The sequence below is a fragment of the Thermoactinomyces sp. DSM 45891 genome, assembly GCF_900119485.1.
In the GTDB taxonomy this organism is placed as follows: domain Bacteria; phylum Bacillota; class Bacilli; order Thermoactinomycetales; family Thermoactinomycetaceae; genus Baia.
Genome location: NZ_FPJZ01000013.1, coordinates 21687 through 47509 on the forward strand (window position 1 = coordinate 21687; position 25823 = coordinate 47509).

Sequence of the window (25823 nt, forward strand, 5' to 3'; positions counted from 1 at the left end):
CTAAAAAACTCGGTGTATGGTGCCTCTATGTGCATGACGATTCATTTACGATATTAGTGTAACATAAACACCTTCATTTCGCACCTTGTGAGAAAGCTGTCAATGTACTCATTTGAAATGATATAATCATCCTAATAGATCTCTAAATTCTAGGAGGTGTGACCTCTGACATTACGACCATGGATGCAGGTGGGACTACGTAGCCTCGTTGTTCTACTCATTTTAATCGGAGTTTATTTAACACTTACCTACTCCCTACCTTTGGTATATCCCTTTCTCATCGCTTGGTTGATTGCCATCTTCTTAGAACCTTCTATAAGGTGGTTGGAGCGTAGAATTCGTCTCCCTCGCTGGGCTGGGGTTTTGATTATGTTAATATTCCTTCTCTCGATTGTGATTTCTACCATTATCTTCTTGGTTGCCGAACTGGTTCAAGAGCTTGCTAAGCTTGCTGATTTCTTACCTAAAATACTAAATCAGTTTGGACAACAATTACTCGATCCCTTTTCTAGAGATGGGTCGAGTATGAACAAGATTGTGGAAACGATTCAAACCTATCTGGCTAAAAATCCGACGCACCAAAAAGGGATTGAAGACAGCATAAGGGAAAATTTAGGCGTAGTTACGGTAAAGATTACCCAAACCATCACTGATATCTTATCTGGAATCGGAACCTTTCTAAGCAACCTCCCATTTCTACTAACCGTACTCGTCTTTGTTACCTTAGCTACTTTTTTTATCAGTTTGGATCTACATAAGATAAAGAATCGCTCAACCAAGTTTATCCCTGTGAAAGTCCGAAGTGCGGGTGGCCTTGTATTTGAAGACATTCGGAAAGCTTTATTTGGCTTTGTACGAGCTCAAGTAACGTTAATCTCCATCTCAGGACTTATCATGCTTGTTGGACTGTTAATTTTAGGGGTCAAGTATCCCTTTACCTTAGCTGTCGTCATCACGATTGTAGATCTTCTGCCGTACCTAGGAGTAGGCGCTGTGGTTATACCTTGGATTATTTATCTGCTTCTGATTGGCGACGTAGAACTTGCCATTGGACTCAGCGTAGTTTACGCGATTATCGTGATTACGCGTCAGATATTAGAGCCTAAGTTAGTAGCTAGTAATGTAGGACTGGATCCGTTGTTAACTTTAATTGCTTTGTTTGTAGGACTACAATTATTTGGCTTTACTGGGCTTATTATTGGTCCCGTTGTAACAGTAGTTATGTTAGCTCTCTATCGGGCTAGGGTGTTTCAGGATGTGTATCATTATATTGTGGCACCATTGAATCAAACCCATAAACAGCCCTCCCCGTAGTAGGTCGTAATAAATAGCAAATAGGCTCTCCTATAGTAGGGAGCCTATTTGCTATTTAAATTCCGATTCATTTTCCTATATTTTTATCCAATAACACAAACCATTTACATGTTGTGAATATATACTAATATACATGCTTTGATAAAAATGATGATGAAACAAGATCACTTCTGTCAAGAAATAAGAGAGAGCGGCAGGAGGAAATAGCGATGCAGGTCCTTAGCATTTACTTTACGATTTTATTTGTAGTCGTTTTTATAGTTGCGGATATATTACGGGAACTTTCTTCTCGATGGGTTGATGGTGAGGCGCCTGAGGAAAAAGGTCCGCTTACTGGTGATCAGATTCAGAAAGATTCTTCATGGTGTGAAAAAATGTGTATCACGCTTATTACATCGTTAGCACTCCTTTTTGTCCTGTTCCTTTTTTCTCTCCCCTTTTTGCTTTTCTTTCAAATTCTATCTTGGATTCAATATTCAGGACTCTACTTCGTCAACTTTGAGATGATGATCATGGCTTCTTTTTCAATCTGTATCGGAATTACATGTTCCAGCATTCTATTATTTCTTCCCTTTCGTGTTATCCTACAAGCCTTTCTTGACAACCTTCACATTTGGCTCCTATTTCCCGTCAGCATCACCATCGATTGGCTCATTATCCATTCCATCCTCATGATAAGCCCGGGTGTAGAAATCACCTCAGCAAGGATATCTTTTCTATTGGCTTTATATACAAATCTACTAAATTACCTTTTTAATCGAGCTAATCCTGACGAAAGCCAGTAATCAGAAACAAAAATCGAAATAGGGGCAGATTTATTGCCCCAGGAAATCCAATGTTTGATAATTGATTAAACAACAAATCTTATTCTCAATTCAACTACCTTCGCTTTGTTCCCCACACTACCATTCTCTTCGAAATACGAGTCTTAAAAGTATATTTTACCAATAGACGCATCATCCCTCGAGTATAGGGAGTCATCATTAAAATTCCAATTATATCGGACAAAAATCCTGGAATAATTAACAGAATTCCACCTACAAGGATGAGTAAACCATCAATTACTTCATCACCTGGAACTTCGTGATTGGATAGTCGTAGTCGAATCACCTGAAGAGTCTGGAGTCCTTGTCTACGAGCATAATGCCAACCCAGAAAGCCAGACGAGAGAATCAACAAGACCGTAGGAAGAGGACCTATCCAGTTACCCACGATGGCAATTCCCCATATTTCTAATACCCCTAACAAAATAAAAGGGAGGAAGAGGCGTTTCACCATTCGATCACGTCCTTTTTTGAGTAGCTGAAGCAACTAGCGTAGCATACAAATCAGGAAACTTTTCTTTCATGTTCACGCGTTTCATCTCTTTATTCACCCAGACATGAATACTATGTCCCGTAGTAAGCAATACTTGGTCTCGTTTCCGTTTTATCTCATATTCAAATATGAGCCGACTTCCGGAAGCTTCTGTACAAGTAGTATAGACAATCACTTCATCATCATAACGTGCAGGTGCACGATAATTAGCTTTTACCTCAATAAGTGGAAGCATAACCCCTAACTTCTCCAGCTCCCGATAACTATACCCCAAATCATGGGTATATGCAGTACGTCCTATCTCAAACCAAACCAGATAATTCGAATGATAAACAACCCCCATCTGATCTGTCTCTTGATAACGTACCTGGATTGATGACTGTGATACATAGTTAGATGCGTTCATATTAGAGGATACCTCCCGTTGCTTGTCAGTCATTGCTTACATCGCTTGTTGCTATTATAACTCTAAAAAACTGCTTGCCAACCTCACTCAAATGTGAAAAGATAATGCCGACACATATTTCTTCTGCCGGACTCACATAATGAGTATAAGCGAAAAAGAAAAAATCCTGCTTCGTGTACAGAAAATATAGATAAACAAAAAGAAAGGAGTTTGACACCATGTTTCGCAAGCGAAAATTAAAAAGAAAGCTTCGTTGGTGGGTGTTCCCACGCCTCAGTCTTTTCTAAATAAGATACATTTAGAGCACTGGTATAAGTCCAGTGCTCTAATTTTATGCCTTTGGAATGATATCTGCTTGTCCTGAGTAAATCGAACCACGTGAAGGGTCAATGGTAATAATCGTCTCACTCTTTAATTGATTCACTGCGTTCTCCACACCCACTATCACAGGGATTCCCAAACTAACCCCTACAACTGCGGCGTGAGAAGTAAGTCCACCTTCTTCGGTAATGACGGCGGCCGCACGCTCAAAGGATGGGATCATCTCTTTCTCCGTACCACGAGTGACGATAATTGCTCCATCTACCATTTTTCGATTGATTTCGTCCGCTGTGTTCCCTACCACGACTGGACCCGAAACCACTTTCTTCCCAATTCCCTGTCCTTGAAGGAGAACTCCACCTGCTACATAGATCTTCATCAGGTTGGTTGTTCCCGATTTTCCTACTGGCACACCGGCTGTAATGATAACCAAGTTGCCTTCTTTGATAAAGCCTGAAGCAAGAGAAGATTGTACGGCAGATTGGAACATTTCATCGGTATTACCACAGATATTACCACAAATAGGATAAACCCCGTGGATGAGCTGTAATTTTCTTTGTACATCTTTATGAGGCGTTACTGCAATAATAGGTACACTTGGACGATACTTGGAAATCATACGTGCAGTATAGCCACGCTCAGTTGCTGTGATAATCGCAGAGCAATCCAATGAGTGCGAAGTGTAAACCACTGCTTGCCCGATTGAATCGGTGATGCTGAGATCGGTATCTCGTTGCATCTTCTTCAACAACTCTTTATACGGGAGAGTCGATTCTGCTTTCTTCGCAATCGTAGCCATAGTGCGTACTGCTTCTACTGGATAACGACCTGCCGCTGTTTCGCCTGATAGCATGATCGCGTCCGTTCCGTCAAAGATTGCATTCGCTACGTCACTTGCCTCTGCTCGTGTAGGACGTGGGTTGCGCTGCATTGAATCCAACATCTGGGTAGCGGTAATAACTGGTTTTCCTAGTAAGTTACATTTACGAATCAGTTCCTTTTGCGCAATCGGCACTTCTTCAGTCGGAATTTCTACTCCAAGATCTCCACGAGCTACCATCAAGCCATCGGATACCTTCAAAATTCCATCGATGTTATCTAAACCCTCTTGGTTCTCAATTTTAGAGATGATTTGAATGTCAGATTGCTGTTTCTCCAAGATCTTCCGAATATCTAAAACGTCTTCGGGTTTTCGAATGAATGATGCTGCAATAAAATCAACACCCTGCTCTATGCCGAATTGAATGTCTGCCGCATCTTTCTCGGTAATACCTGGTAGATTGATTTTGATCCCTGGGATATTAACCCCTTTTTTATTTTTTAGAACGCCACCATTTGTAATACTACATATGATATCTGTGCCTGTTACTTCTTTTACTTCAAGTCCAATCAAGCCATCATCAATCAGAATGGTTGTGCCTGGCTTTACATCGTTCGGTAACTGATCATACGTAACCGCTACTTTTTTCTCGTCACCAAGGATGTCTTCTGTGGTTAAGACAAACGTTTCTTCCGCTTTTAATTCCACTTCGGGGACCAAGAGATCCTTTGTACGAATCTCCGGACCCTTGGTATCCAGTAGGATTGCAACGGTTTGTCCTTCTTCTTCGGCCGCTTGACGGATATTACGAATCCGACCTCCGTGCTCCTCATGGGAACCATGGGAAAAGTTTAACCGAGCCACATTCATACCTTGCTGAATTAGCTGACGAAGAATCGAGACTTCTTCACTGGCTGGACCGATCGTACATACTATTTTTGTTTTTCGCATAGATGAGTTCCTTCCTTCCCTGTCCATCATTATATCGATAATATACTTGCCAAATGATGATTCGATAAATCAAGATGATGCTTCTGACTGTTTGCCTCATCAAAATCAATTCCGAGCACTTCATTATTCCGAATCGCAACCATCATATCTTTCTTCCCGCTTAATAAAAGATCAACCGCCTTTGCTCCCATACGGCTAGCTAACACTCGATCGAAAGCGGTCGGAGTACCCCCACGCTGCACATGGCCTAATACCGTAATACGTGTTTCAAAACCAGTCGCTTTTTGGACTTGGCGTCCTATATCAACAGCACTGCCAACACCTTCTGCAACGATGATGATACTATGTTTTTTCCCTCGATCTGCACCGTGCTTCAGACGAGCAATGATTTCATCTAAACTTGAGTTTACTTCTGGAATCAAGATGGACTCTGCACCGCCGGCTAAGCCGGCTAGTAAGGCAATATCACCTGCATCTCGACCCATCACTTCCACAATATAAGTCCGTTCGTGCGAAGTAGCAGTATCACGAATACGGTCGATTGCATCTATCACTGTATTAATCGCTGTATCGAATCCAATCGTATAATCAGTACCATTTATATCATTGTCAATTGTACCTGGAACACCAATGGTTGGAAACCCAAGTTCAGTTAGCTTCTTAGCACCTTGGAACGTTCCATCTCCACCGATCGTAATAAGCCCATCAATTTGATGTTTACGTAATTGCTCTACAGCCTTCAGTCGTCCCTCTTCTGTACGAAATTCATCACAACGAGCACTATATAAAATGGTCCCACCCCGTTGAATCACATCCCCTACCGAGCCAACCGAAAGCTCTTTAAAATCGCCTTGTATAAGTCCTGTGTAGCCTCGATATACACCAACTACATGTAGTCCATGATAGATCCCATTCCGTACAACTGCACGAATAGCAGCGTTCATCCCGGGAGCATCTCCACCACTTGTTAGAACCGCAATCCGTTTCATTCTTTTTCACTCCTCATCGAAAGCATTTCCCATCCCACAGGGACAAATTACGTCCATATACTATAAAAAGAGAAACCGTTACCGGCTTCCCTCAAATACAGCAGCAGTAGAAAACTGCCCGATTTTCGAGAACTTTTGGTAACGGTCTTCCACTAATTCCGACTGGCTAAGTGGTAAGAGTTCATTTAAATGCTTACATAAGATATGTTGAATCGTTTGAGCCATTAGCTGAGGATTACGATGTGCCCCACCTTTAGGCTCTAAAATAATCTCATCGACAATCCCGAGTTTCTGGAGATCTTGTGCTGTAATTTTGAGTGCCTCTGCTGCTTCTTGCGCTTTCGTAGCATCTCGCCACAAAATGGCTGCAGCCCCTTCGGGAGAAATGACAGAGTAATAAGCATGCTCTAGCATCAAGAGACGATTACCTACACCGATTCCGAGTGCCCCACCACTACCGCCTTCACCCGTGACCACACAGATGATCGGAACTTCAAAGCCTGCCATCTCCCGCAAGTTTCGAGCAATGGCCTCACTCTGTCCACGTTCCTCTGCTTCAATACCTGGATGAGCGCCTTGGGTATCAATAAACGTAATAATAGGACGACCGAATTTATTAGCTTGTTGCATGAGGCGCAATGCTTTTCGATATCCTTCTGGATGAGGTAAGCCAAAGTTTCGGGCAATCTTATCTTTTGTATCTTTGCCTCGCTCTTGCGCGATCACGGTTACAGGAATCCCATTCAGCTTCCCGATTCCTCCTATGATCGCGGAGTCATCACCATGATGGCGATCCCCATGCAACTCAATAAAATCTTGGAAAACCTCTTGGATATAATGCACACTCGTTGGGCGTGATGCATGACGAGCAATTTGTACTTTCTGCCAAGTTGTCAGATTTCCATAGATCTCCGTTTCAAGATGTTTTGCTTTCGCTTCAAGTGTATCAATCTCTGAGCTAAAATCAATGTCTTTTTCCTTTGTAAATGCTTTCAATTCATCAATTTTTTGCCTAAGCTCTAAAATTGGCTTCTCAAATGGTAGATAATTACCCATCGCAGTCACCCCCTAGTAGTATGAAGTTCAAGGATTTTTACAAGCGTATCACGTAGTTCAAGCCTCGGGACAACTAAATCCAGTTGTCCATGCTTTAATAAAAACTCCGATGTCTGAAAGTCATCTGGAAGTTTTTGGCGCACAGTCTGTTCGATAACACGTCGCCCAGCAAACCCGATTAATGCCCCCGGCTCCGCAATATTAATATCCCCTAAAGAAGAAAAACTGGCAGATACCCCGCCTGTAGTTGGGTTTGTTAAGACGGAGACAAACAGAACCTGGTTTCGATTCATCTTTTGAAGAGCCGCACTCGTTTTCGCCATCTGCATAAGCGAAAGCGCTCCCTCCTGCATACGAGCTCCTCCAGAAGCAGAGAAGAGGATAAATGGAAATTTCTTCTGAATAGCACGCTCTGCTGCACGGGCAATCTTTTCCCCTACTACTGAGCCCATGCTCCCCATCCGGAACCTAGGGTCCATCACACCGAGAATGACAGGATAACCATCCATCGTACCTTCACCTGTGATAATCGCTTCTTTCAGATCGGTTTTATCCATATCCTGCTTAATTTTCTTCTGATAATCTGGAAATTGTAGGGGATCAACTGAAATCAAGTCAGAATCATACTCAAAAAATCGTCCATCATCTACTAGTGATTGAATTCTCTCTGGTGCTGTCATCGTAAAGTGATAGCCACATACTTTACATACCTTCTCGTTTTTCTCTACTTCCTTTGAAAGAAGAATCGTTCCACAAGTAGGGCACTTTTGCATGATCCCTTCTGGGACCTGATTTTTAGTAGCTTCTGTAGGAATAGTGGCATATTTTTTTTGTTTGCGAAATAGATCCTTAAGCAAGTGGGATCACCTCATTCGATAAATTCATCTATACTGGATTGCTCTGCGATTCAACCGTTTGAAACACGGATGGACTGAAATGTTCTTTCATCAGTGATAGAGACTGGACCATATCGCGCTCACGAATCGCTGTAAGTAGCTTCTTATGCTCGTCCCATAATGTTTGAGCACCCGTTACCTTTGATAATGATAAAACAGCAGGCTGTGTATGTAAAAACTGCATGATCTCCTGCCAGATACGAATTAATAAATGATTTCGGGATAAATACACGAGGCGCTCATGAAAAGTGGAATCGAGTTGTACAACCTGCTCGAGCTTCTCTACATGCAAAAGCTGATCATTCACCTCACGTAATTCGGCTAGATCTTCTTCCTTCATGCGATCGCATAATAGCCAGACAGCCCCCATCTCTAAAAGAACGCGTGTCTCTAATAAATTCTCCAGTACCTGATGTCCTTGCAAAATATATTTGGCCAATAACTCTACAATCTGATTCGACTGAGATGACTCCAAGAACGTTCCTTCACCCCGTCTGGTCGAAATGATCCCTAACAGTTCAAGAGAACGCAATGCCTCTCGTACTGTAGAACGCCCAACTTGTAGTCGCTCAGACAACTCTCGTTCAGAAGGAAGGCGATCACCTGTAGATAGACCATCCGCTTTGATTAATTGATGGATACTATTTAAGATGCTATGGAATTTATTCGAACTTACATCCTTCATCCTATGTGCTCTCCTAACAAACAAAGATGTCTTGATCATTATTGTAGCCTATTTCCGCTCAGTAAGCTGTAGTGTTCGCTCATAAATGACATCCGGATTTAGCTCTATCCGTGCCACACCTGATTCAATGGCAGCTCTGGCAACCTCAGCCGCTACTTTAGCTGAAACCCTAGGGTCGAGTGCATCTGGAATCACTTTTTCTGCCGATAATTCTTCTGGGGAGACAAGGTCAGATATCGCATATGCCGCGGCCACTTTCATCGCTTCGTTAATCCGTTTTGCTCGCACATCTAACGCCCCTCGAAAAATACCTGGAAAAGCCAATACATTATTAACCTGATTTGGATAATCAGAGCGTCCCGTCCCCACTACCCTCGCACCAGCTTGGTAAGCCTCCTCTGGCATGATTTCAGGTGTTGGGTTTGCCATCGCAAAGATAATCGGATCGCGATTCATTGAGCGCACCATCTCCTGTGTAACCATTCCGGCCACAGAGATACCGATAAAGACATCCGCATCTTTCATCGCGGTAGCTAGATCCCCAGTCAATCCAGAGCGATTCGTTACCCTTGCAATCTCTTCTTTCATCGAGTTCATTCCCTGAGGACGTCCTTCGTAAATAATTCCCTTACTATCACACATAATGACATCTTGTACACCTAAACGAATCAATAATTTAATAATCGCGATTCCAGCGGCTCCTGCACCACTTGTCACCACTCGAACCTCAGAAAGTTTCTTATCTACCACTTTGCAAGCATTGATTAATCCCGCCAATGTAACAATGGCCGTCCCGTGTTGGTCATCATGAAACACAGGAATCTCCACTTCTTCTTGCAAACGTTCTTCAATTTGGAAGCAATTCGGTGCCGCGATATCTTCTAGATTTACACCACCAAAAGTGGGAGCCAGCATCTTTACTGTTTTTACAATTTCTTCTACATCCGTTGTATCTAGGCATAGAGGAAATGCATCCACACCTGCAAACGATTTAAAAAGGAGTGCTTTTCCCTCCATAACAGGCAGAGCCGCTTCAGGGCCAATATTTCCTAAGCCAAGTACAGCCGTTCCATCTGATACAACTGCTACTAAGTTGCCTTTCATCGTGTAGTCGTATACCTTATCTGGATCTACATGTATCTCACGACAAGGCTCAGCTACCCCTGGAGAATAAGCCAGGCTTAAATCATAGGAAGTTTCAACTGGAACTTTGGATTGTACCTCTAACTTCCCTTGATGTTTTCGATGCATCTCGAGTGACGCTTCTTTTAAACTGGACAAACCTGATCTCTCCTCTACCTCTACGCTTCTATCTCTCTTACCAGTGGTCTGACCACCAATAAGAGACATTATACCAAAATTGCGTTATGGGGTAAAAGAGAACATACCGTTTATTCCTCTAATTATATACACTGATCCGAACAGATCCGTCACCAAGTAGTGCTTCCACTTCCTGTTGAAACCGAAGAGTTGTATTTACGCCATACAATTGAACGGGGAGAGCATGACCCTTTTTCGTTCGTTCATACACTAATTGGACAGGCGTTTTTCCAACGTTTTCTTTTAAGATCAGCTTTAATGCATACAAAATATCAGATGTCTCTTGGTAAGTGCGGATAAAAATTTGTACTTGTTGATCTGCTCTATACCCAGCCGGCTGATTCGATTCATCCAATTGGATTATTTGATTAGCAATACACTTCCCACTTTCATCGTTACCTTGGTATACACCTTTAATGAGCAGGGGTTGCTCTTCTTGGAGAAAAGATCGAGCTCGCCGATACGTGTTCGGGAAAACAACCACTTCAATCGTACCTGATTGGTCTTCTAACTCAACAAAAGCCATCGGGTCTCCTTTTTTCGTGAGTATCGATTTGATATGAATCACAATCCCCGCCAGTACAATCGACGCTCCGTCCGTTATCTCCTCCAACTGATGAATTCGATGCGTAATCTGTCCTTGATATCGCGACTGATATTCATCTAAAGGATGCCCCGAAAGGAACAAACCTAGATATTCTTTCTCTAACTGAATCCTCTCTCTAGATGAATAAGGGGTAATCTCTTCTTCATAATTGCGGGTTAATGGCTCTTCGAAAAAAAGATCTTCACTATCTTTAAATAGATCGATTTGATCTTCTAATCCCCACTTTTGGGCCATGGATGTCTTCTCTAATACCTCTTCCAACATCTCTTTTTGACTCGCGCGATGTCCGGGCAACGATTCAGTAGCGCCGCATAAAATCAACGACTCCAATACACGTCGATTGCAGATCCGCAAATCAATCCGTCGACAGAAGTCGCGAAGATCTACAAAGGGCCCTTTCTCCCTTGCCTGTAGAATCACATCAATCGCCTGTATTCCGATGTTTTTAATAGCAGCTAGCCCAAAACGTATCTGATTTCCCTCAATCGTAAAATGATGGCGGCTATGCTGAATATCAGGTGGAAGGACTGAGACACCCATTCGTTTGGCTTCCTCCATATATTCGGCTACTTTCCCTTGATTCCCCATCATCGTGGATAGCTGAGCCGCTAGATATGCTTGCGGGTAATTCGCCTTCAAATAAGCCGTTTGGTAGGCTAGGACGGCATACGCAACCGCATGGCTTCGGTTAAATCCATAATCAGCAAAACGAACGATGAGGTCGTAGATTTGATGGCCTACCTCTTCTTCAAAGCCATTTTCGACACACCCCTGGGTAAATGCCTTCCTCTGTTCATCCAGTAGCTCTTTCTTCTTCTTCGATACCGCACGACGCAGTATATCCGCTTGTCCCAAAGAAAAGCCAGCCAACGTCGCAGCTATCTGCATAATTTGCTCCTGGTATACAATAATTCCGTAAGTGGGGCGCAATATTTCTCGCAATGCCGGGTGAGGATACGAAACAGATTCCAGCCCATGCTTAGCACGAGTATACCGCGGGATTTGCTCCATCGGACCCGGTCTATATAGAGCCAGAACCGCTACAATATCCTCGAAGTGATTCGGCTTTAGCTCACGAAGAACCTTGCGAATTCCGCTGGACTCTAATTGAAAGACCCCGGTCGTTTCGCCTTTTGCCAATAGTCGATAGGTAGCCTTATCTTGATAATCACAATCCTCAAAAGATACCTGCACCCCTTGATCACGCCGAATCATCTCAATTGCTTTTTCAATAACACTCAGATTGCGCAGTCCAAGAAAGTCCATCTTAAGTAGCCCGATCTGCTCCAATGCCTCCATCGCATACTGAGTCAGCGATACTCCATCTGCACCCTCTTGCAAAGGAACCCAATCTGTCAACGGCGTTTTGGACATAACAACCCCGGCCGCATGTGTAGAGGTATGCCTTGGAATCCCTTCGATTCGTCTCGCATAATCTACTAACTGTGCCATTTGCGGATTCGATTGATATATCTCTTCTAATTTAGGCTCTAGCTGAAAGGCACGTTTTAAAGTCATACCTGGGTTCCCGGGAATCAACTTCGCCATTCGATCTACTTCTTGGTACGGAAAGTTTAAAACCCTACCCAAATCACGAATCGCCGCACGGGGAGCCATCGTCCCAAATGTGATAATCTGCGCGACTCGATCATTTCCATATTTCTCCGTCACATACCGTATCACTTCTTCTCGCCGTTCATAACATATATCAATATCAATATCCGGCATACTGATCCGTTCAGGATTTAGGAAGCGCTCGAAAAGTAATTGATACTTAACTGGGTCTACATCCGTAATCTCAAGTACGTATGACACCAAACTACCTGCCGCAGATCCCCGACCCGGGCCAATTGCAATTTGGTTTCGATGGGCAAAGGAAACCAAATCCCATACCACCAAGAAGTAATCAGCAAAGCCCATCTGATCAATCACATCAAGCTCATATTGAAGTCGCTGCTTGATCTCATCTGTCAGCTCTCCATATCTTTTCCGTGCACCTTTCTCACCAATGGTCCGCAAATATTCACTGCTATTTACCCCTTGTGGAAGAGGAAACTCAGGAAGCAATCGCTCTCCAAAGGAAATCTCCACATCGCACCGCTCGGCGATCTTCACCGTATTCGCGATGGCTTCTGGCACATGGCTAAACTGCCTAATCATCTCTTCCGCACTCTTAAAATAAAACTGATCGCTGGCAAATCGTAATCGATTCTCATCTTCTACTTTTTTGCCAGTACCAATACAAAGCAAACAGTCATGAACTTGATCATCATCTTGGTGAACATAATGAATATCATTGGTCGCAATCAGTCCTAGGTCGTACTCGTTCGCCCATGAAATCAGTCTCTGATTTACCTTTTGTTGCTCCCATATTTGATGATCCTGTAATTCTAGGAAAAAATGATCTCGCCCAAAGATATCCACATACTCTTCTAACAAGCGCTGCGCCTTCGCATCATCATCTTGCAAAATGGCCTGGGGGATTTCCCCACCTAAACAGGAACTAGTCGCGATTAGTCCGTTCCGGTACTTGCGAAGTAACGATCGGTCAATTCTGGGTTTATAATGAAATCCGCGAAGATGCGCTTCTGTCGTAAGCCGAATGAGGTTATGATATCCTTCCGTTGACTCTGCCAACAGGAGTTGATGGCAGATTTTCTGCTCTTTTAACATCGGTTTCTCTAGGTAGTTCTCGCTCATGTACATCTCACAACCGATAATCGGCTTAATCCCCGCTTCTAAACAGGCCTGGTAAAAAGGGATTACTCCATACATCGCCCCATGATCCGTAATCGCTAGGGCCTTCATTCCATGCCCCTTGGCTGTTTGTATGAGCTGTTCGATCTTGCCTGCTCCGTCCAGCAAACTATACTCACTATGTACGTGCAGATGCACAAATGCATCCTTCATCCTTCACCCCTCCGTTCGTCTTCATTTATGATTTATTATACCATTCAATCGAAACAGGAGAACAAATCTTCCCTTCTCACCATCTAGTTGTGTCAATTTTCTTTCCATAGTCGAAAAATCAATAAAAATAAGGTATGATTGTGTGTATAACAAGAAAAAGGGGGAGCATCCATGATTATTAGTCGCAGGGCACTGGCTAAGGCTAAACTGGAAAAGTTAAAACAAGGTTTCTCCGTATATACTGAAATCGAAGAGATTGCACAGTCTATTGAAAAGAAGCTGGATACTGTTGATTTTCCAGTCCACATTGATCGCACAGACCTTGGATGTTGGTTCATCCCCGAAACAGATACATCAGATCATAAGGTTGAATAAAACAAGTGAAAAACACACCCGATCCTCTAAGATCGAGGGTGTTTTTCGTACTTTTCTGTAGGAGGCTTCTCTCTTGAGTGTACTGATTTTTACACTAGGCATGATCTCTTTTTGCGCGGTTGTCGTTTTTTCGTTCGCCTATAGGCGTAGTCAAGGAAACACACGCATGAAGAATCAAGGATTTATGAGCATCTCCATGGGAGCTTTATTCCTCAGCCTAGCTGTCTTAGAATACGCTACCCTTACCTTTAAATCTCCATTAGGATATATCCTGCTCGCTTTAATCGCTCTTATTGGGCTTGTTTGTCTCTATTATGGATACAAAAGGGTTCAACTAAGCCGGCAGAAGTCATAAATACATCCATTATGGATGTAAGGTAACGAAGGAAAGGAGGCAACACACTATGGCCAGAAACAAAGAATTCGATCCAACGCTTGTACTACGTAAAGCTACAGAGATATTCGGTCATTACGGATATGAAGGCACGTCCATGCAAAACCTACTTGACGGATTAGGCATAGCCCGCCAAAGTCTCTATGACACATATGGTACAAAAAGAGAACTATTCATTTTAGCGATTAAACATTATTTGAATGAGAAATCATTAGCTGCTTCCGAATATCTTGAAAGACCCGATTCAGGGAAAGCAGCCATTGCCGATATTTTTTATCAAATTGCGACCGTTTTAAAAGATGAACGGCGCCGTAATGAATGTTTTATTATATGTAGTGCTATCGATCAAATCCCTCACAATCCCGAAATCGCCGCTTATTTCGAAAAAGACAAATCTCGATTAGAACAAGCCTTTTATGTTGCTTTATTACGAGCTAAAAAACAAGGCGAATTAAGTAATCGGCAGGAAGACTTGCTTGCCCTTTCCAGATATCTATACCACGCCCGCTATTCCCTTACTCAGGCGGCCAAGATCAGCTCAGACCCGAAAGTATTAGATAACATCGTAGCCGTCATCCTATCCACTTTAGACTAATCATGGAGTATTTCTACTGCTTCATGATCGTCCACTTTCGCTGGCTAATTACTCGTTCCCTTACATCTTGGAAAGCGATTCTATGACCCAAAAATATTTTTATCTTTTTTCTTGACCAAACGATCTAGAAAGAGTATGATGATGTTGTAAGGGATATCCGATGTTAGAATTTGAATCAGATACCTATCTAACCACATCAAGGAGGTGTTAGAATCCAAATCTTATATTATAGACTGATTGTTCTATAAAGAATTACCGCTTAATTTTTTGATCATTCCAGACCATTCGGTCTTGAAAATGATACAGTAGTCACATAAAACCAAAAAACACACATCCCTTAGGAGGAATATACAATGACTACCCAAATGACAAGAGAACAAATTCGTGAAAGAGCAGAAGGCATATTTAAAAGCCACCTGAAATACTTATCCGCTGGCGAGATTGCAACGTGGACCGATCTTTTCCATCAAGATGGGGTGTTAGATTTCCCTTATGGAATTGGGAACTTTCCTAAAAAAGTAGAAGGAAAAAAAGCTCTTTACGATTACATGATCAACTTTCCAAAGCATTTCCGTGTCAAGTTTTATGATTTGAAGTTTTATCCTACTGAAGATCCAGAACTCGTAATCGCCGAATTCAAATCTACTGGGAAACATCTCGAAACTGGGAATCCATATGAACAAACTTATATCAGTGTCGTCCAAACAAAGGATGGCTTCATCCAAGTATATCGTGATTTCTGGAATCCAATGGTAGCAATCGAATCGATCGGCGGGAAGTTAGAGGATTTTGTAGGATAATGTTTTAAATGAAGTAGACCAGATATTAGTTGAGATGTTAGGGATATTCGCTTGGGACATTGATAATCTCTCCTTTGCTTCATTTTGACCATTGCAAAAAATCAAAAATTATGGACTCACATAATTTATTTAGAAGTCCATGTAATCACATACATGGATTTTGAACGCACGAGTATGAATCATTTCCTCTAGAGTAATTTATGATGGTGAAAAATGAAATAAACCTATTGCACTATAAAAAGAGGATGCATATGAAGAATTTCTACATATGCATCCTCTCACGAATGGCCTAATTTAGTTGCAGAATCACACAACATTTGAGAATGAGCTTGTCACTCCATCCGCTACTTCTCAATCATCTGCGCCGTAATCAGCGCCTTCCCAACCACCTGATGGTCCGTCAATACTTCTATATCTAACTTCGCCTGATTCCTACCTAGCTCTAAAATCTTAGGTACAATCTCAATCATCGTTTCCAATTGGACCGGCTTTAACGTATATAAAGTAAAGTTTTGGATCACTAGATCCTCTCGATGATATTTTCGAAGTAATCGTAGGCATGTTTCGGTCATCAAAGTCGTTAGGACACCTGTGCTTAAGATACCAAGCGAATCGGTCATCTGTGGACTGATCTTGCCGCGTAAGACAGGGGTCCCTTCTTTCATTACCTCTTGGAAACCCCGCGTCGATAACTCATGAACCGTCTCACCTACTTGGGGCTGTTTCTGCATCGTTTGCAGGGATTCGATCACGTCTTGTCTGCTGACGATTCCGAGTAGCCGTTTCTGCTCATCGACCACGGGTAATAGTTCAATTCCTTCCCACACCATCTCATGGGCGGCAGCCGCTAGAGAGGTGCGAGGATGGACATAGACTGGATTGCGTGTCATGGCCTTCTCAATTCGATCGGAGGCCAAGAGACCGATTACATCTTTGGCTGTAACCATTCCTACAATTTTACCTGTTTCCTCTACCACTGGGAATTTACTATGTGATGTTTCTCTTACTAGTTGATGAAATGTATCCACCGAATCTGTAGGCTCTAAAGTAATCGGTTCTTCGTGAGTCGCTAAGAGGTCCTCTACTAGTAAAATCTCTTTTTTAATTAATCGGTCATAGATTGCACGATTAATCAAGCTTGCTACGGTAAATGTATCATAACTACTTGAGATGACTGGCAATTGGTAGAAATCCGCCATCTGCTTTACTTCCTCTGTCGCATCAAATCCCCCCGTGATCAGTACCGCCGCTCCATATTCCAACGATACTTGATGAACGCGATCACGGTTTCCTACAATCAATAAATTCCCCGGACCCACATAGCGAAGAAGTGCTTCTAGTTTCATCGCTCCAATCACAAATTTCGTTAATGTCTTATGAAGCCCTTCTTTCCCGCCCAGTACTGTTCCATCTACGATGTTCACCACTTCAGCAAATGTAATCTTCTCAATCTCGGAACGTTGCTTCTTCTCGATCCTCACCGTTCCTACACGCTCAATCGTATTCACAATCCCTCTCGCTTCGGCATCTTTAATCGCTCGATAGGCCGTCCCATCACTTACGCTGAGATTCTTCGAGATTTGTCGCACCGAAATCTTATGACCAATTTCCAGTTGCTCTATGTAGGCTATAATTTGTTCATGTTTGGTAGTCAACCCAAACCCTTCTTTCTCCGCATCTATTACGTTTATTATACACGACAAATCCGAGATTCCTAAATATGTATGTAAATAAAACAAAAGCGCCAATCAAATCGATTAGCGCCGATCGTATATGAAATGGATCTATCTTCTCACGGGATGTTCCATGGTTCGGCATGTCTCCCTGTTTTCTTATAAAAAATCGGTGTAAAATGTGTAGGGATTCGACTACTAGGAAATGGGTTGTAGTAATGGCCGGCTGCCGCTGCATCCAAACCAGACTGAAATAAATCACAAAATATGGCTTCGTGTTTGCTCAAAATCCACAGTTCTTGAGCTATATAAGGATGTGCTGGACATACTGCCTGAATATCAGCATTTAATTCTTTTAGATAACTGCTATGCGCCCACCAAAAATTCCCTGCAAAAGTTACTGCACTGGGTGTATATTGAAGACTACAAACATCTACTTTTGCTAGGCATTCAAGGGCCAAAGAATGATGGTTAATTAAGAGAGTTTCCAACATATTTCTCCAATCTGTCACATTCGATTCTGTTGCTTGACCGTGGTGTCTTACACCCTTTGTATGAAAATATAACACTCTTACGTCTTGTTTATTTACAGTGCTATATTCGTGCAACCACAATAGACTTGATTTCTCACATTCATCCGCGTCAGGCTTAATGACATATTGAAGGGTATCATCATATTGATCTATTCCTAACCATGCTAGATCTGCTTCAATTCGGCTAGTGTCATGAATCTGACCTGTAACGATGTTTAAGAAAATGGCATCAAGTTTTTGATATAGACCCGAAGAGCTTAGCCGTTTAAGCTGACTGTCCACTATTTGTGCCCAATTATTCACGGCCCATGCGTGTATAAAGCAAACAGTAGAATGTTTAGGAAAGTCTACTAATCTATCAGATAGCCTTATAGACAATCCTATCACCCGCTTTTATTTTATTTCCTTGCTCTATATATCTATGATTACTAGTTTCATAATGTTCTATATTTTAAATAAAAAGGCACCAATTGCTTCTATTGGTGTAGTCTCGTTACTCTATTTTTCATATTTTCTATCTTTTATAGACAACTGTTGTAACGGGCACGCATTAGAATGAATTAATATAAAGAGTATTCATTGTTCTCTACCACCATTCTATTAGAAAGGACGTCGAGATAATTGAATATTCCAATCGAGGTTCAACATATCCCAACCGCTTGGAGAGGACACGAACCCTTTGCTATATGGCTAGTACAAAGACTACAAGCTAGGATTACGGTAGATTTAGGCGTTGATTCTGGATTTTCTACGTTCTCGTTCGCAACCCCCAACATAGGCACCGTCTATGGTATCGATCACTTTCAAGGAGATGGACATGCGGGTTATCGAAACACCTATGATTTCGTAATGGGCACTAAAGATATTTTAAAAAACAAATATGGCCTAGATAATATTCAATTCATACAAGGTGATTTCACAGAAGTCTCGAAAACATGGACACAGCCGATCGATATACTTCACATAGATGGATTTCACTCATATGATAGTACTAAAGCAGACTTTCTAAATTGGTTGCCCCATCTACAAGAAAACGGAGTCTTGTTGATGCATGATGTAACTTCTTTCCCATCCGTTAAGCAAGTCTATGATGAATCTAACATGTATCGCTGCTTCTTTTCACACTCAGCTGGGTTAGGAGTCTTATCTAGGAATAAAGAAATCATCCAAGAAATTGCTAGCTTAAATCATTTAACATTTGAAAGCGCTTAATCTTCTAACATATAGACAAAAAATCATATACTAGACATTAGACTTAACCTTTTCATATAAAAAACTGTAGACTGTGTCTTTACGAGACCAGTCTACAGTTTTTTATACTACAGATAAAACGATATGTACAATATGTGCAGGGGTCATTATTAGATTAGCGTCTATCATATATAAGAAGATCTTTGCATTCTCTTCTGCTCCTGATAATATTCCTGTTCTTTATGCATCCATTCTAACCGTTGTTTGTATTCCTTTTGGATCTCCATTTTCTTACGGAATCCCTTCCATTCCTGCCTATATGCCCATAAGACTAACAAGGCCAAAGCAACCCACATCCCCAAAAAACAGAACTGTTTCAGTTCAGACGTCTGTCTGGAAATATTGACTATAAAGACCGTACACAACATCAAAGCAACGGATATTTTGATTCCAACCCAACGCATCGTCATATAAAACCTCCTCCGCTTCTCTTTTACACTATATGTCCAAGCTCCTAGATCATGACATAAAAAAGAGAGATGGATTTAGCCCATCTCTTAGCTAGTTAAAACAACACTTTCTTCAAAGTGAACAGATTTACCCATCAGTAGTACCTTCTAGTAAGAAAGATGGCCCGTAGTATATCTGTATGGTGCACTCCTAGCTTTTTTCTCTATAACCAAAGTAGAGTCATAGTAGGTAATGGACCCAATAGAAGTAGTTAAATAGTCTACATTTGATGGCTTCTGATGCCATCCATTTAAGGAATCCACTATATTTTTAGAATACTCTATAAAACTATTACTGTTGCGCAAGCCACCACCTGCTTCACTCCAGTAACTTGTGTGAAGATCTTCTACAAGATATACACCATTCTCTGCAAGGACAGGAAACATTTCTTCAAATGTTATCTTCTGTTGGTGCACATAATGACCCCCATCATCGATTATAATATCGAATTGGGGAAGTTCTGGAATGGTTCTTCTCCAAAAATCTCTATCACCTTGATCACCAATTATGATTTTGATTTGATCTTCTTCAATACATTTACATTGAGGATTAATATCTAGTCCATATATGGTTGCTTGTGGGCCGAAATAATCTTTCCACATTTGAAGTGAACCACCATGAAACACACCAATCTCTAAAACATTGACCTTCTGATTAACGAAGCGCCCAAAATGGTTTTCATATATATCGAAATAATGAACCCACTTATCAATTAATCGTTTGTTATTTGAATCAAAATACTCTCTTAATCGCCCCATATTGTCCCCTCCAATAGCGATAATCTTGATCTTCGTTACTCTACAAAAATATAAATAAAAAGGTTCGCCAAAATTTCTTAGTCGGATACATCTTTCATTGAACAACATGATGATCGAGGCGATGTCTAGAGCACAAAAAACAGTTAAACCATGCATTAAAAGGCAGAGCCTAACTGTTTTTGATCTCACAAATTCATCGATTCTTGAGGCTCTAAGACAACCCCTGATAGGCCTTTTTCCTGCAAGTCTCTCACAAACTTTTTCCCATCCTGCTTGATCGGCGGAAACGTATTATAATGAATCGGAATATATTGATCAGCCCCGATCCACTCAGCCGCAAGCAGAGCTTCTTGTGGACCCATGGTAAAGTTTCCTCCGATTGGAAGTAATGCTAAATCGATTTTTTCTCCAAAACCAATCAGTTTCATGTCCGAGAATAAAGAGGTATCTCCAGCATGATAGATGGTGCGGTCGCCCAAAGTAAGTAGAATCCCTCCCGGCTGACCTGTATAGATCATCTGATTTGTCTCTGAGTCTACAAAACTACTTCCATGGATGGCATTTGTATACATAACTCTTCCAAATGGAAAATGGTATGGACCTCCAATCCCCATCCCATGAGTTCGGGTAACGCCCTTCCCCTCTAGATAGAGAGCTAGTTCATAAGGAGCAATTACCAGAGCATCGTATTTCTCAGCTAATGCAATCGTATCCCCCACATGATCGTTATGGCCGTGTGTCAGTAAAATCACATCTGCTTTTTGCTCCTCTACCTGCACCGTAGCGACTGGATTTCCAGTCAGAAACGGATCAATCCAAAAATGGAGTCCTTGATGAATGATTTCAACCGCCGCATGACCATGAAATGTAATTTTCAATGCTTCCACTCTCCCTGATGACTAACTAAGAAATATCCATAATATCCGTAACAGGTGCTAGTATAATCGTCTGAAGATCCTTTATCATGGCACCAAACCGTTCTTCTACTTGCAAATATTGCATAAGAACAGGAACTTCTTGAATGGCTAGAGTAATTTTCTCTGCTCCCTCTTTAAACTCGTCCGTTGGCTCGATTCCTTGCTTGCGAATCTTCTGCATCGCGATGTGTAGTTGATGATAACCTTTTAACATTTCACTATAACTTTCATTGGCCTCAATTTCAGTTTTTAGCTTTTTCAACTCTAGGTATACATCTGTTTCTCTTATTGAATTAACCATTCCATATGCAAAATCGTATGGACTATTCATTATAATCATCCTTTCGATTTCAAAAAACTCCCATAATTAGTTTATCACCTTCAGGCTAGAGATAGAAGTGCGATAAATGATCTCTTTAAGAAAAAGCATCTAATCATGGGTTTAGTCAAGCCCTTTTTCCGCACCCTCTGATACTTGCCCACATAGATTGCAGTAGTGATTTTTCTGGCGGAAGGGGATTGTCATGAGGCAAGCAAAAATCCAAATCCAAGTTCTACATGAACGCCACTTTCCCGCTCATATAAACATGGTACTGAGTCAGACGCTTGCCGAAAAATTAGGAATCCAAGGTTCACCCTTTCGGATTTCATTCGGCTCAGCATCAGAAACGGGATACGCATCGATTCGGCAAAGCAATAACCCTGTCCTACGAATCAGCTCCAAACTTGCGACACATTTACGAATTGAAAATGAAACCACCATTTCCGCCTATTTTGATAACATAACAAGACGATTAAAGATTGGCCCTCTCCTTGGTATCTTAATTAACTCCCATCCGAAGGAAGGGACAGATTCCCCGTTTGGAGAGATTACCAAATTTCTCGACGAATGTGTGCAAGCAGGCGACAACCACGGATTACGAATTGCAGTCATTTCACCTGATTTGATCCATCTAGAGAGTCGAAGTATAGAAGGCTATGTGAAAGACCAGAGCAAATGGAAACGCGTTTCACTTCCTTTACCCGATGTCATCTATAATCGAATCACCTCAAGACGTATCGAAAGAACGGCAGCAGTACAAAAAATGGTTGAACATCTGAAAAATTCTTGCTCTATCCCATTTTTCAACGATCGGTTTCTAAATAAGATGCAAGTCCATCAGCTATTGATCCAAGATGAAAACTCCTCCGAAATGCTCCCTGAAACCTATTATCTAAACACAGAAACACTGAAGAGCATGACCAAAAAATATCCCATCCTTTATCTAAAACCAACCAATGGAAGTCTGGGTGATGGAATTATTCGCGTCACTCGAAAAGACGATAAGTGGATTGCTCAATCATCTGTACAAAATGGTACAACTACCAGTCATACCGCACAAACATTTACCGAACTAAACCATATCCTAAGAAATAAGGTTAAAAAGCGTGCCTATATCGTGCAACAAGGCCTGCAACTGGTACGCTTTCAAAATCGCGCGCTTGACTTCCGAATACTCGTACAAAAAAATAAAGCCGGCGAATGGGCTGTTACCTCCTCTATAGCCAGAATAGCGGGTGATCAGCAAATCGTCTCCAACGTAGCAAAAGGTGGGACTCTTCGCCGGGTAAAGGATATTTTGTCTGAATTAGGGGATTTACGTAACAAGCTAACAAGTGCAGATATTCGAAGTGTTGCAAAATCAATTGCTACATCATTTGAAAATCAAGTAGACGGACACTTTGCCGAACTAGGAATTGATCTTGCATTAGATCAAACTGGACGTCTTTGGTTAATTGAGATAAACTCTAAACCCTCGAAAACTGATGACACAGTTCACAATCCAACATTATCTGCTAGGCCTTCTGTGGTCCGTCTTATGGAATACACTATTCATCTTACTAGCGAACTCAAACGTAACAGGCACTCACATCCTCCACACCAAGGTTATTTACAATCTATATCAAAAAGGAGGACACCAAGATGAAGGATGCTATTCTACGCAAATCAGTTGCTAACCATCATGTACTAGGCATATTAATATGTGGAGGAAAAAATGAGAAGAAGCGCCCATTTGGGGAAAGTGGATATTTTCGACTCCTAGCTGAAGCTGGCAAGCCATTAGGTATTAGCATCTTCGTATTTAATCCGAAAAAGATGAATTGGCAACGGCGAATTGCCACAGGCTATATTCCATCCGCAGAAAAGGATTCTTGGGAACTAGTAACCAAACCCATACCGAACCTAATCTACGATCGCTGTTTTTACAACTCAAGCAACCACTATCTCACCTATCGACCCTATCTCTCTCTCCTAAACCAAGATCCATCTATCAAAATTTTAGGACGTCCGCTTAGCGGCAAAATCCAAACCTATTCCATCCTTCGAGCTCATAAAGAAATCACATCTTACCTTCCTGAAACGGTACCTTATCAATCTACAGCCCAAGTATTTGATTTCCTAGATCGCTATACTCATATCGTGATCAAACCAAATGGCGGAAGTCATGGAGTTGGGGTAGTGGCGATTTTCCAACTCTTAAAAAGAAAAGGATTTTATATAAAAGGTCGCGACCGAAAGAATCACGCTTTCCAAACTATCGTTGAGACGAAAACGCAATTACGGAACTGGGTCCAACAACACATCGGGACAACTCGTTTCGTCATTCAGCCATACCTCAGCCTTTCCACTCCAGACGGTCAGCCATTCGACTTACGAATCCTCATTCAGAAGAATAAAGAACAGGAATGGGAAACCACTGGCATGGCCATCCGAGCCGGTAAGACAAATAGTATTACTTCCAATCTACATGGTGGCGGAAATGCTCATCGACTCTTACCTTTTATTAAACAACATTTCACACCCGAACAAGTCGAAAAAATCCACGAGGATATCAAAAAATTAGCGTCTGTTATTCCAAGCTTTATCGAAGAAAATCACGGTACCCTCCTTGAGCTTGGCCTTGATGTTGGAATCGATCGTAATGGGAGAGTATGGATTCTAGAGATCAATTCCAAGCCTGGACGTATGATATTTTTGCGCACAGGTGAGCACGAAACACGAAAACGTTCTATTCAGTTACCTATGCAGTATGCACAATCTCTTTTAGTGAACTAGTAGGAGGGTTTTTATGAATCCGATCATTTGCCAAGTATCAATCACCTCTCATTTACAATCACCTCTCATCGCCCTTTCTCGTAGCTTAATGGAACAATTTCGAATCTCGAAAGGTCAAACCATAAAAGTAGGGTTTGGGAAGAAAAATGTTGAAACACGAGTAATTCCCAATAAATCCCCGGATGGTAAAATCAATGTTTCCCGCTCTCTTGCCCAAAGCCTCTCTTTACCTTTTAGCGGGAAACTTCTAGTCACATTTCAAGATCGTCGTCTCCGAATCGGTCCCGTAATCGGAATTCTCACCACTGGATTTACTGGTAATGATAATAAACCTTTTGGAACACGATCTAGACTCTTCAGCTACTTTACTTCAGCTGGCTCTGCCTTATATCCTTGTATGTATGTATTCACTCCTAACATGATTGATTGGCAACGAAAAGTGATTCAGGGATGGCATTATCAAAATAGTAGCTGGAGCAAGAAGACATTTCCGTTCCCAGATGTCATTCATGAACGTTCTCCAAATCGAAAAGCAGAGACCATATATTCCATAGGATCGACTGTGAATCGACTAAGAAATACAGCGAAAATCCCCATTTTTAACCAAGGTTTCTTCAACAAATGGACCATTCACCAACATCTGAGTTCTACTCCAAAAGCCAATCCATACATTCCCGAAACGGTCTTAGCCCCTTCATTACCCACTTTACAACGAATGCTGGACCAATACTCTATGGTATATCTTAAACCAGCTAGAGGAAGTTTAGGCCTAGGAATCTTTAAAGTGACACGTCACCCCCAAAAAGGGTATAACTGCCGTTTTAATCAAGGAAAAAAAAGCTTCGTCCATCGTTTCCCTTCCCTATCCAAACTAATTACCCATTTCTTTGGAAGAGGAGGAGGACGCTTTCAGGGATATCTCGCTCAGCAAGGGATCCATTTGATTAAAGTAAAAGATAATCCTGTCGATTTTAGAGTTCATTTGCATAAAGACTACACCGGGAAGTGGAAAGTCGTGGCCGTAGGGTCGAAAGCGGCCGGTAGCGGTAGTGTTACCACTCATATGCGCACGGGCGGCACCGTTATCCCTACGGAAGATCTTTTCCGTGTCACCTTTGGTGATGACTCACAGCGAATCAAAAATCAATTAGAAAAAGCTTCCATTACGATTGCAGAATCACTCGAAAAACAACTTCAAGAGCCTCTTGGGGAATTAGGGTTGGATATGGGAATTGATCAGAATCGAAAAATATGGATGTTTGAATCCAATTCCAAACCAGGTAGACACATTTTCCTCCATCCGAGCCTCAAAGATGCCGGTCGAAAGTCAGCACGTTGTATTACTGAATATAGTCTGAAGTTAGCGGAATTTATTTAAGGAGTGGATT

Annotated in this window: 25 protein-coding genes; 10 read left to right on the top strand and 15 right to left on the bottom strand. The window is 41.8% G+C overall.

Features of this window, described 5'->3' with window-relative positions; all coding sequences use genetic code 11:
* Nucleotides 1–189: 189 nt before the first annotated feature.
* Together ytvI and BT147_RS10725 are read left to right on the top strand one after the other, a co-directional pair.
* Nucleotides 190–1314 (top strand): sporulation integral membrane protein YtvI, encoded by a 1125-nt coding sequence (ytvI, locus tag BT147_RS10720; protein WP_072335053.1) that lies wholly within the window; start codon nucleotides 190–192, stop codon nucleotides 1312–1314.
* A 209-nt stretch (nucleotides 1315–1523) separates the two neighbouring features.
* Nucleotides 1524–2099 carry a hypothetical protein gene (locus tag BT147_RS10725; RefSeq protein ID WP_072334895.1) on the top strand — a complete coding sequence of 192 codons (576 nt, stop codon included), beginning with the start codon at nucleotides 1524–1526 and terminating at the stop codon, nucleotides 2097–2099.
* 94 nt (nucleotides 2100–2193) lie between these two features.
* On the opposite strand, the gene BT147_RS10730 is transcribed toward BT147_RS10725, so the two are convergent.
* The 9 genes from BT147_RS10730 to BT147_RS10770 all read right to left on the bottom strand — a co-directional run bounded on the left by BT147_RS10730 (nucleotide 2194) and on the right by BT147_RS10770 (nucleotide 13592).
* A complete protein-coding gene (locus BT147_RS10730; protein ID WP_072334898.1) occupies nucleotides 2194–2592 on the bottom strand; it encodes an FxsA family protein in 399 nt (132 codons plus the stop codon).
* 4 nt (nucleotides 2593–2596) lie between these two features.
* Nucleotides 2597–3037 carry an acyl-CoA thioesterase gene (locus BT147_RS10735; protein ID WP_072334901.1) on the bottom strand — a complete coding sequence of 147 codons (441 nt, stop codon included), beginning with the start codon at nucleotides 3035–3037 and terminating at the stop codon, nucleotides 2597–2599.
* Nucleotides 3038–3368: 331 nt separating this feature from the next.
* Nucleotides 3369–5129, bottom strand: a complete 1761-nt coding sequence (gene pyk, locus BT147_RS10740; protein WP_072334904.1) for a pyruvate kinase — start codon at nucleotides 5127–5129, stop codon at nucleotides 3369–3371.
* 29 nt (nucleotides 5130–5158) lie between these two features.
* Nucleotides 5159–6118: a 6-phosphofructokinase gene (gene pfkA / locus BT147_RS10745; RefSeq protein WP_072334907.1), complete on the bottom strand. Its 960-nt coding sequence runs from the start codon at nucleotides 6116–6118 to the stop codon at nucleotides 5159–5161.
* 78 nt (nucleotides 6119–6196) lie between these two features.
* Nucleotides 6197–7174 carry an acetyl-CoA carboxylase carboxyltransferase subunit alpha gene (locus tag BT147_RS10750; protein WP_072334910.1) on the bottom strand — a complete coding sequence of 326 codons (978 nt, stop codon included), beginning with the start codon at nucleotides 7172–7174 and terminating at the stop codon, nucleotides 6197–6199.
* Nucleotides 7175–7179: 5 nt separating this feature from the next.
* Nucleotides 7180–8031 (bottom strand): acetyl-CoA carboxylase, carboxyltransferase subunit beta, encoded by an 852-nt coding sequence (gene accD / locus BT147_RS10755; protein WP_072334913.1) that lies wholly within the window; start codon nucleotides 8029–8031, stop codon nucleotides 7180–7182.
* Between the two features lie 28 nt (nucleotides 8032–8059).
* Nucleotides 8060–8755, bottom strand: coding sequence for a FadR/GntR family transcriptional regulator (locus BT147_RS10760; RefSeq protein WP_072334916.1), 696 nt, complete (start codon nucleotides 8753–8755; stop codon nucleotides 8060–8062).
* A gap of 48 nt (nucleotides 8756–8803) precedes the next feature.
* Nucleotides 8804–10036 (bottom strand): NAD(P)-dependent malic enzyme, encoded by a 1233-nt coding sequence (locus BT147_RS10765; RefSeq protein ID WP_072334919.1) that lies wholly within the window; start codon nucleotides 10034–10036, stop codon nucleotides 8804–8806.
* A 118-nt stretch (nucleotides 10037–10154) separates the two neighbouring features.
* On the bottom strand, nucleotides 10155–13592 hold the full coding sequence (locus BT147_RS10770) for a DNA polymerase III subunit alpha (protein ID WP_072334922.1): 3438 nt from the start codon (nucleotides 13590–13592) through the stop codon (nucleotides 10155–10157).
* Nucleotides 13593–13763: 171 nt separating this feature from the next.
* On the opposite strand from BT147_RS10770, the gene BT147_RS10775 reads away from it, so the two are divergent.
* The 4 genes from BT147_RS10775 (at nucleotide 13764) to BT147_RS10790 (ending at nucleotide 15756) form a co-directional block, all read left to right on the top strand.
* Nucleotides 13764–13967 carry a YtzJ family protein gene (locus BT147_RS10775; protein ID WP_072334925.1) on the top strand — a complete coding sequence of 68 codons (204 nt, stop codon included), beginning with the start codon at nucleotides 13764–13766 and terminating at the stop codon, nucleotides 13965–13967.
* Nucleotides 13968–14040: 73 nt separating this feature from the next.
* The gene (locus BT147_RS10780) at nucleotides 14041–14322 is read left to right on the top strand and encodes a YtpI family protein (RefSeq protein WP_072334928.1); all 282 of its coding nucleotides are present in this window, start codon (nucleotides 14041–14043) and stop codon (nucleotides 14320–14322) included.
* Nucleotides 14323–14371: 49 nt separating this feature from the next.
* Complete coding sequence (locus BT147_RS10785; protein WP_072334931.1) at nucleotides 14372–14956, top strand: TetR/AcrR family transcriptional regulator; 585 nt, start codon at nucleotides 14372–14374, stop codon at nucleotides 14954–14956.
* A gap of 353 nt (nucleotides 14957–15309) precedes the next feature.
* On the top strand, nucleotides 15310–15756 hold the full coding sequence (locus tag BT147_RS10790; RefSeq protein ID WP_072334934.1) for a nuclear transport factor 2 family protein: 447 nt from the start codon (nucleotides 15310–15312) through the stop codon (nucleotides 15754–15756).
* A gap of 344 nt (nucleotides 15757–16100) precedes the next feature.
* Here the strand turns inward: BT147_RS10790 and BT147_RS10795 are convergent, their stop codons facing one another.
* The gene (locus tag BT147_RS10795; protein WP_072334937.1) at nucleotides 16101–17411 is read right to left on the bottom strand and encodes a DRTGG domain-containing protein; all 1311 of its coding nucleotides are present in this window, start codon (nucleotides 17409–17411) and stop codon (nucleotides 16101–16103) included.
* A 137-nt stretch (nucleotides 17412–17548) separates the two neighbouring features.
* Nucleotides 17549–18340: a hypothetical protein gene (locus BT147_RS10800; protein ID WP_072334940.1), complete on the bottom strand. Its 792-nt coding sequence runs from the start codon at nucleotides 18338–18340 to the stop codon at nucleotides 17549–17551.
* A 243-nt stretch (nucleotides 18341–18583) separates the two neighbouring features.
* Between BT147_RS10800 and BT147_RS10805 the strand changes: the two genes are divergently transcribed.
* Nucleotides 18584–19174, top strand: a complete 591-nt coding sequence (locus BT147_RS10805) for a class I SAM-dependent methyltransferase (protein WP_072334943.1) — start codon at nucleotides 18584–18586, stop codon at nucleotides 19172–19174.
* Nucleotides 19175–19338: 164 nt separating this feature from the next.
* On the opposite strand, the gene BT147_RS10810 is transcribed toward BT147_RS10805, so the two are convergent.
* From BT147_RS10810 to BT147_RS10825, 4 genes are all read right to left on the bottom strand, one after another.
* Complete coding sequence (locus BT147_RS10810) at nucleotides 19339–19623, bottom strand: hypothetical protein (protein ID WP_072334946.1); 285 nt, start codon at nucleotides 19621–19623, stop codon at nucleotides 19339–19341.
* A 147-nt stretch (nucleotides 19624–19770) separates the two neighbouring features.
* The gene (locus tag BT147_RS10815) at nucleotides 19771–20421 is read right to left on the bottom strand and encodes a class I SAM-dependent methyltransferase (RefSeq protein WP_072334949.1); all 651 of its coding nucleotides are present in this window, start codon (nucleotides 20419–20421) and stop codon (nucleotides 19771–19773) included.
* 185 nt (nucleotides 20422–20606) lie between these two features.
* Nucleotides 20607–21299: a metal-dependent hydrolase gene (locus BT147_RS10820; protein ID WP_072334952.1), complete on the bottom strand. Its 693-nt coding sequence runs from the start codon at nucleotides 21297–21299 to the stop codon at nucleotides 20607–20609.
* A gap of 25 nt (nucleotides 21300–21324) precedes the next feature.
* The gene (locus tag BT147_RS10825) at nucleotides 21325–21669 is read right to left on the bottom strand and encodes a YlbF family regulator (RefSeq protein ID WP_072334957.1); all 345 of its coding nucleotides are present in this window, start codon (nucleotides 21667–21669) and stop codon (nucleotides 21325–21327) included.
* Nucleotides 21670–21862: 193 nt separating this feature from the next.
* On the opposite strand from BT147_RS10825, the gene BT147_RS10830 reads away from it, so the two are divergent.
* The 3 genes from BT147_RS10830 to BT147_RS10840 are packed head-to-tail and all read left to right on the top strand — an operon-like array spanning nucleotide 21863 to nucleotide 25813.
* Nucleotides 21863–23305, top strand: coding sequence for a YheC/YheD family endospore coat-associated protein (locus tag BT147_RS10830; RefSeq protein WP_072334967.1), 1443 nt, complete (start codon nucleotides 21863–21865; stop codon nucleotides 23303–23305).
* Nucleotides 23302–24435, top strand: a complete 1134-nt coding sequence (locus BT147_RS10835; RefSeq protein ID WP_072334970.1) for a YheC/YheD family endospore coat-associated protein — start codon at nucleotides 23302–23304, stop codon at nucleotides 24433–24435. Before BT147_RS10830 ends, BT147_RS10835 begins: the two co-directional genes overlap by 4 nt.
* A gap of 13 nt (nucleotides 24436–24448) precedes the next feature.
* A complete protein-coding gene (locus tag BT147_RS10840) occupies nucleotides 24449–25813 on the top strand; it encodes a YheC/YheD family endospore coat-associated protein (protein ID WP_072334974.1) in 1365 nt (454 codons plus the stop codon).
* Nucleotides 25814–25823: the final 10 nt, after the last annotated feature.

Excerpts from the sequence above, each read along its gene's own strand:
- BT147_RS10730 (WP_072334898.1), bottom strand. The coding sequence starts at position 2,592 with ATGGTGAAACGCCTCTTCCTCCCTTTTATTTTGTTAGGGGTATTAGAA.
- BT147_RS10835 (WP_072334970.1), top strand. The coding sequence starts at position 23,302 with ATGAAGGATGCTATTCTACGCAAATCAGTTGCTAACCATCATGTACTA.
- BT147_RS10790 (WP_072334934.1), top strand. The coding sequence starts at position 15,310 with ATGACTACCCAAATGACAAGAGAACAAATTCGTGAAAGAGCAGAAGGC.
- BT147_RS10830 (WP_072334967.1), top strand. The coding sequence starts at position 21,863 with ATGAGGCAAGCAAAAATCCAAATCCAAGTTCTACATGAACGCCACTTT.
- BT147_RS10750 (WP_072334910.1), bottom strand. The coding sequence starts at position 7,174 with ATGGGTAATTATCTACCATTTGAGAAGCCAATTTTAGAGCTTAGGCAA.
- BT147_RS10785 (WP_072334931.1), top strand. The coding sequence starts at position 14,372 with ATGGCCAGAAACAAAGAATTCGATCCAACGCTTGTACTACGTAAAGCT.
- BT147_RS10760 (WP_072334916.1), bottom strand. The coding sequence starts at position 8,755 with ATGAAGGATGTAAGTTCGAATAAATTCCATAGCATCTTAAATAGTATC.
- BT147_RS10825 (WP_072334957.1), bottom strand. The coding sequence starts at position 21,669 with ATGAATAGTCCATACGATTTTGCATATGGAATGGTTAATTCAATAAGA.
- BT147_RS10815 (WP_072334949.1), bottom strand. The coding sequence starts at position 20,421 with ATGGGGCGATTAAGAGAGTATTTTGATTCAAATAACAAACGATTAATT.
- BT147_RS10775 (WP_072334925.1), top strand. The coding sequence starts at position 13,764 with ATGATTATTAGTCGCAGGGCACTGGCTAAGGCTAAACTGGAAAAGTTA.
- BT147_RS10810 (WP_072334946.1), bottom strand. The coding sequence starts at position 19,623 with ATGACGATGCGTTGGGTTGGAATCAAAATATCCGTTGCTTTGATGTTG.
- pfkA (WP_072334907.1), bottom strand. The coding sequence starts at position 6,118 with ATGAAACGGATTGCGGTTCTAACAAGTGGTGGAGATGCTCCCGGGATG.
- BT147_RS10725 (WP_072334895.1), top strand. The coding sequence starts at position 1,524 with ATGCAGGTCCTTAGCATTTACTTTACGATTTTATTTGTAGTCGTTTTT.
- BT147_RS10840 (WP_072334974.1), top strand. The coding sequence starts at position 24,449 with ATGAATCCGATCATTTGCCAAGTATCAATCACCTCTCATTTACAATCA.
- BT147_RS10770 (WP_072334922.1), bottom strand. The coding sequence starts at position 13,592 with ATGAAGGATGCATTTGTGCATCTGCACGTACATAGTGAGTATAGTTTG.
- BT147_RS10735 (WP_072334901.1), bottom strand. The coding sequence starts at position 3,037 with ATGAACGCATCTAACTATGTATCACAGTCATCAATCCAGGTACGTTAT.
- pyk (WP_072334904.1), bottom strand. The coding sequence starts at position 5,129 with ATGCGAAAAACAAAAATAGTATGTACGATCGGTCCAGCCAGTGAAGAA.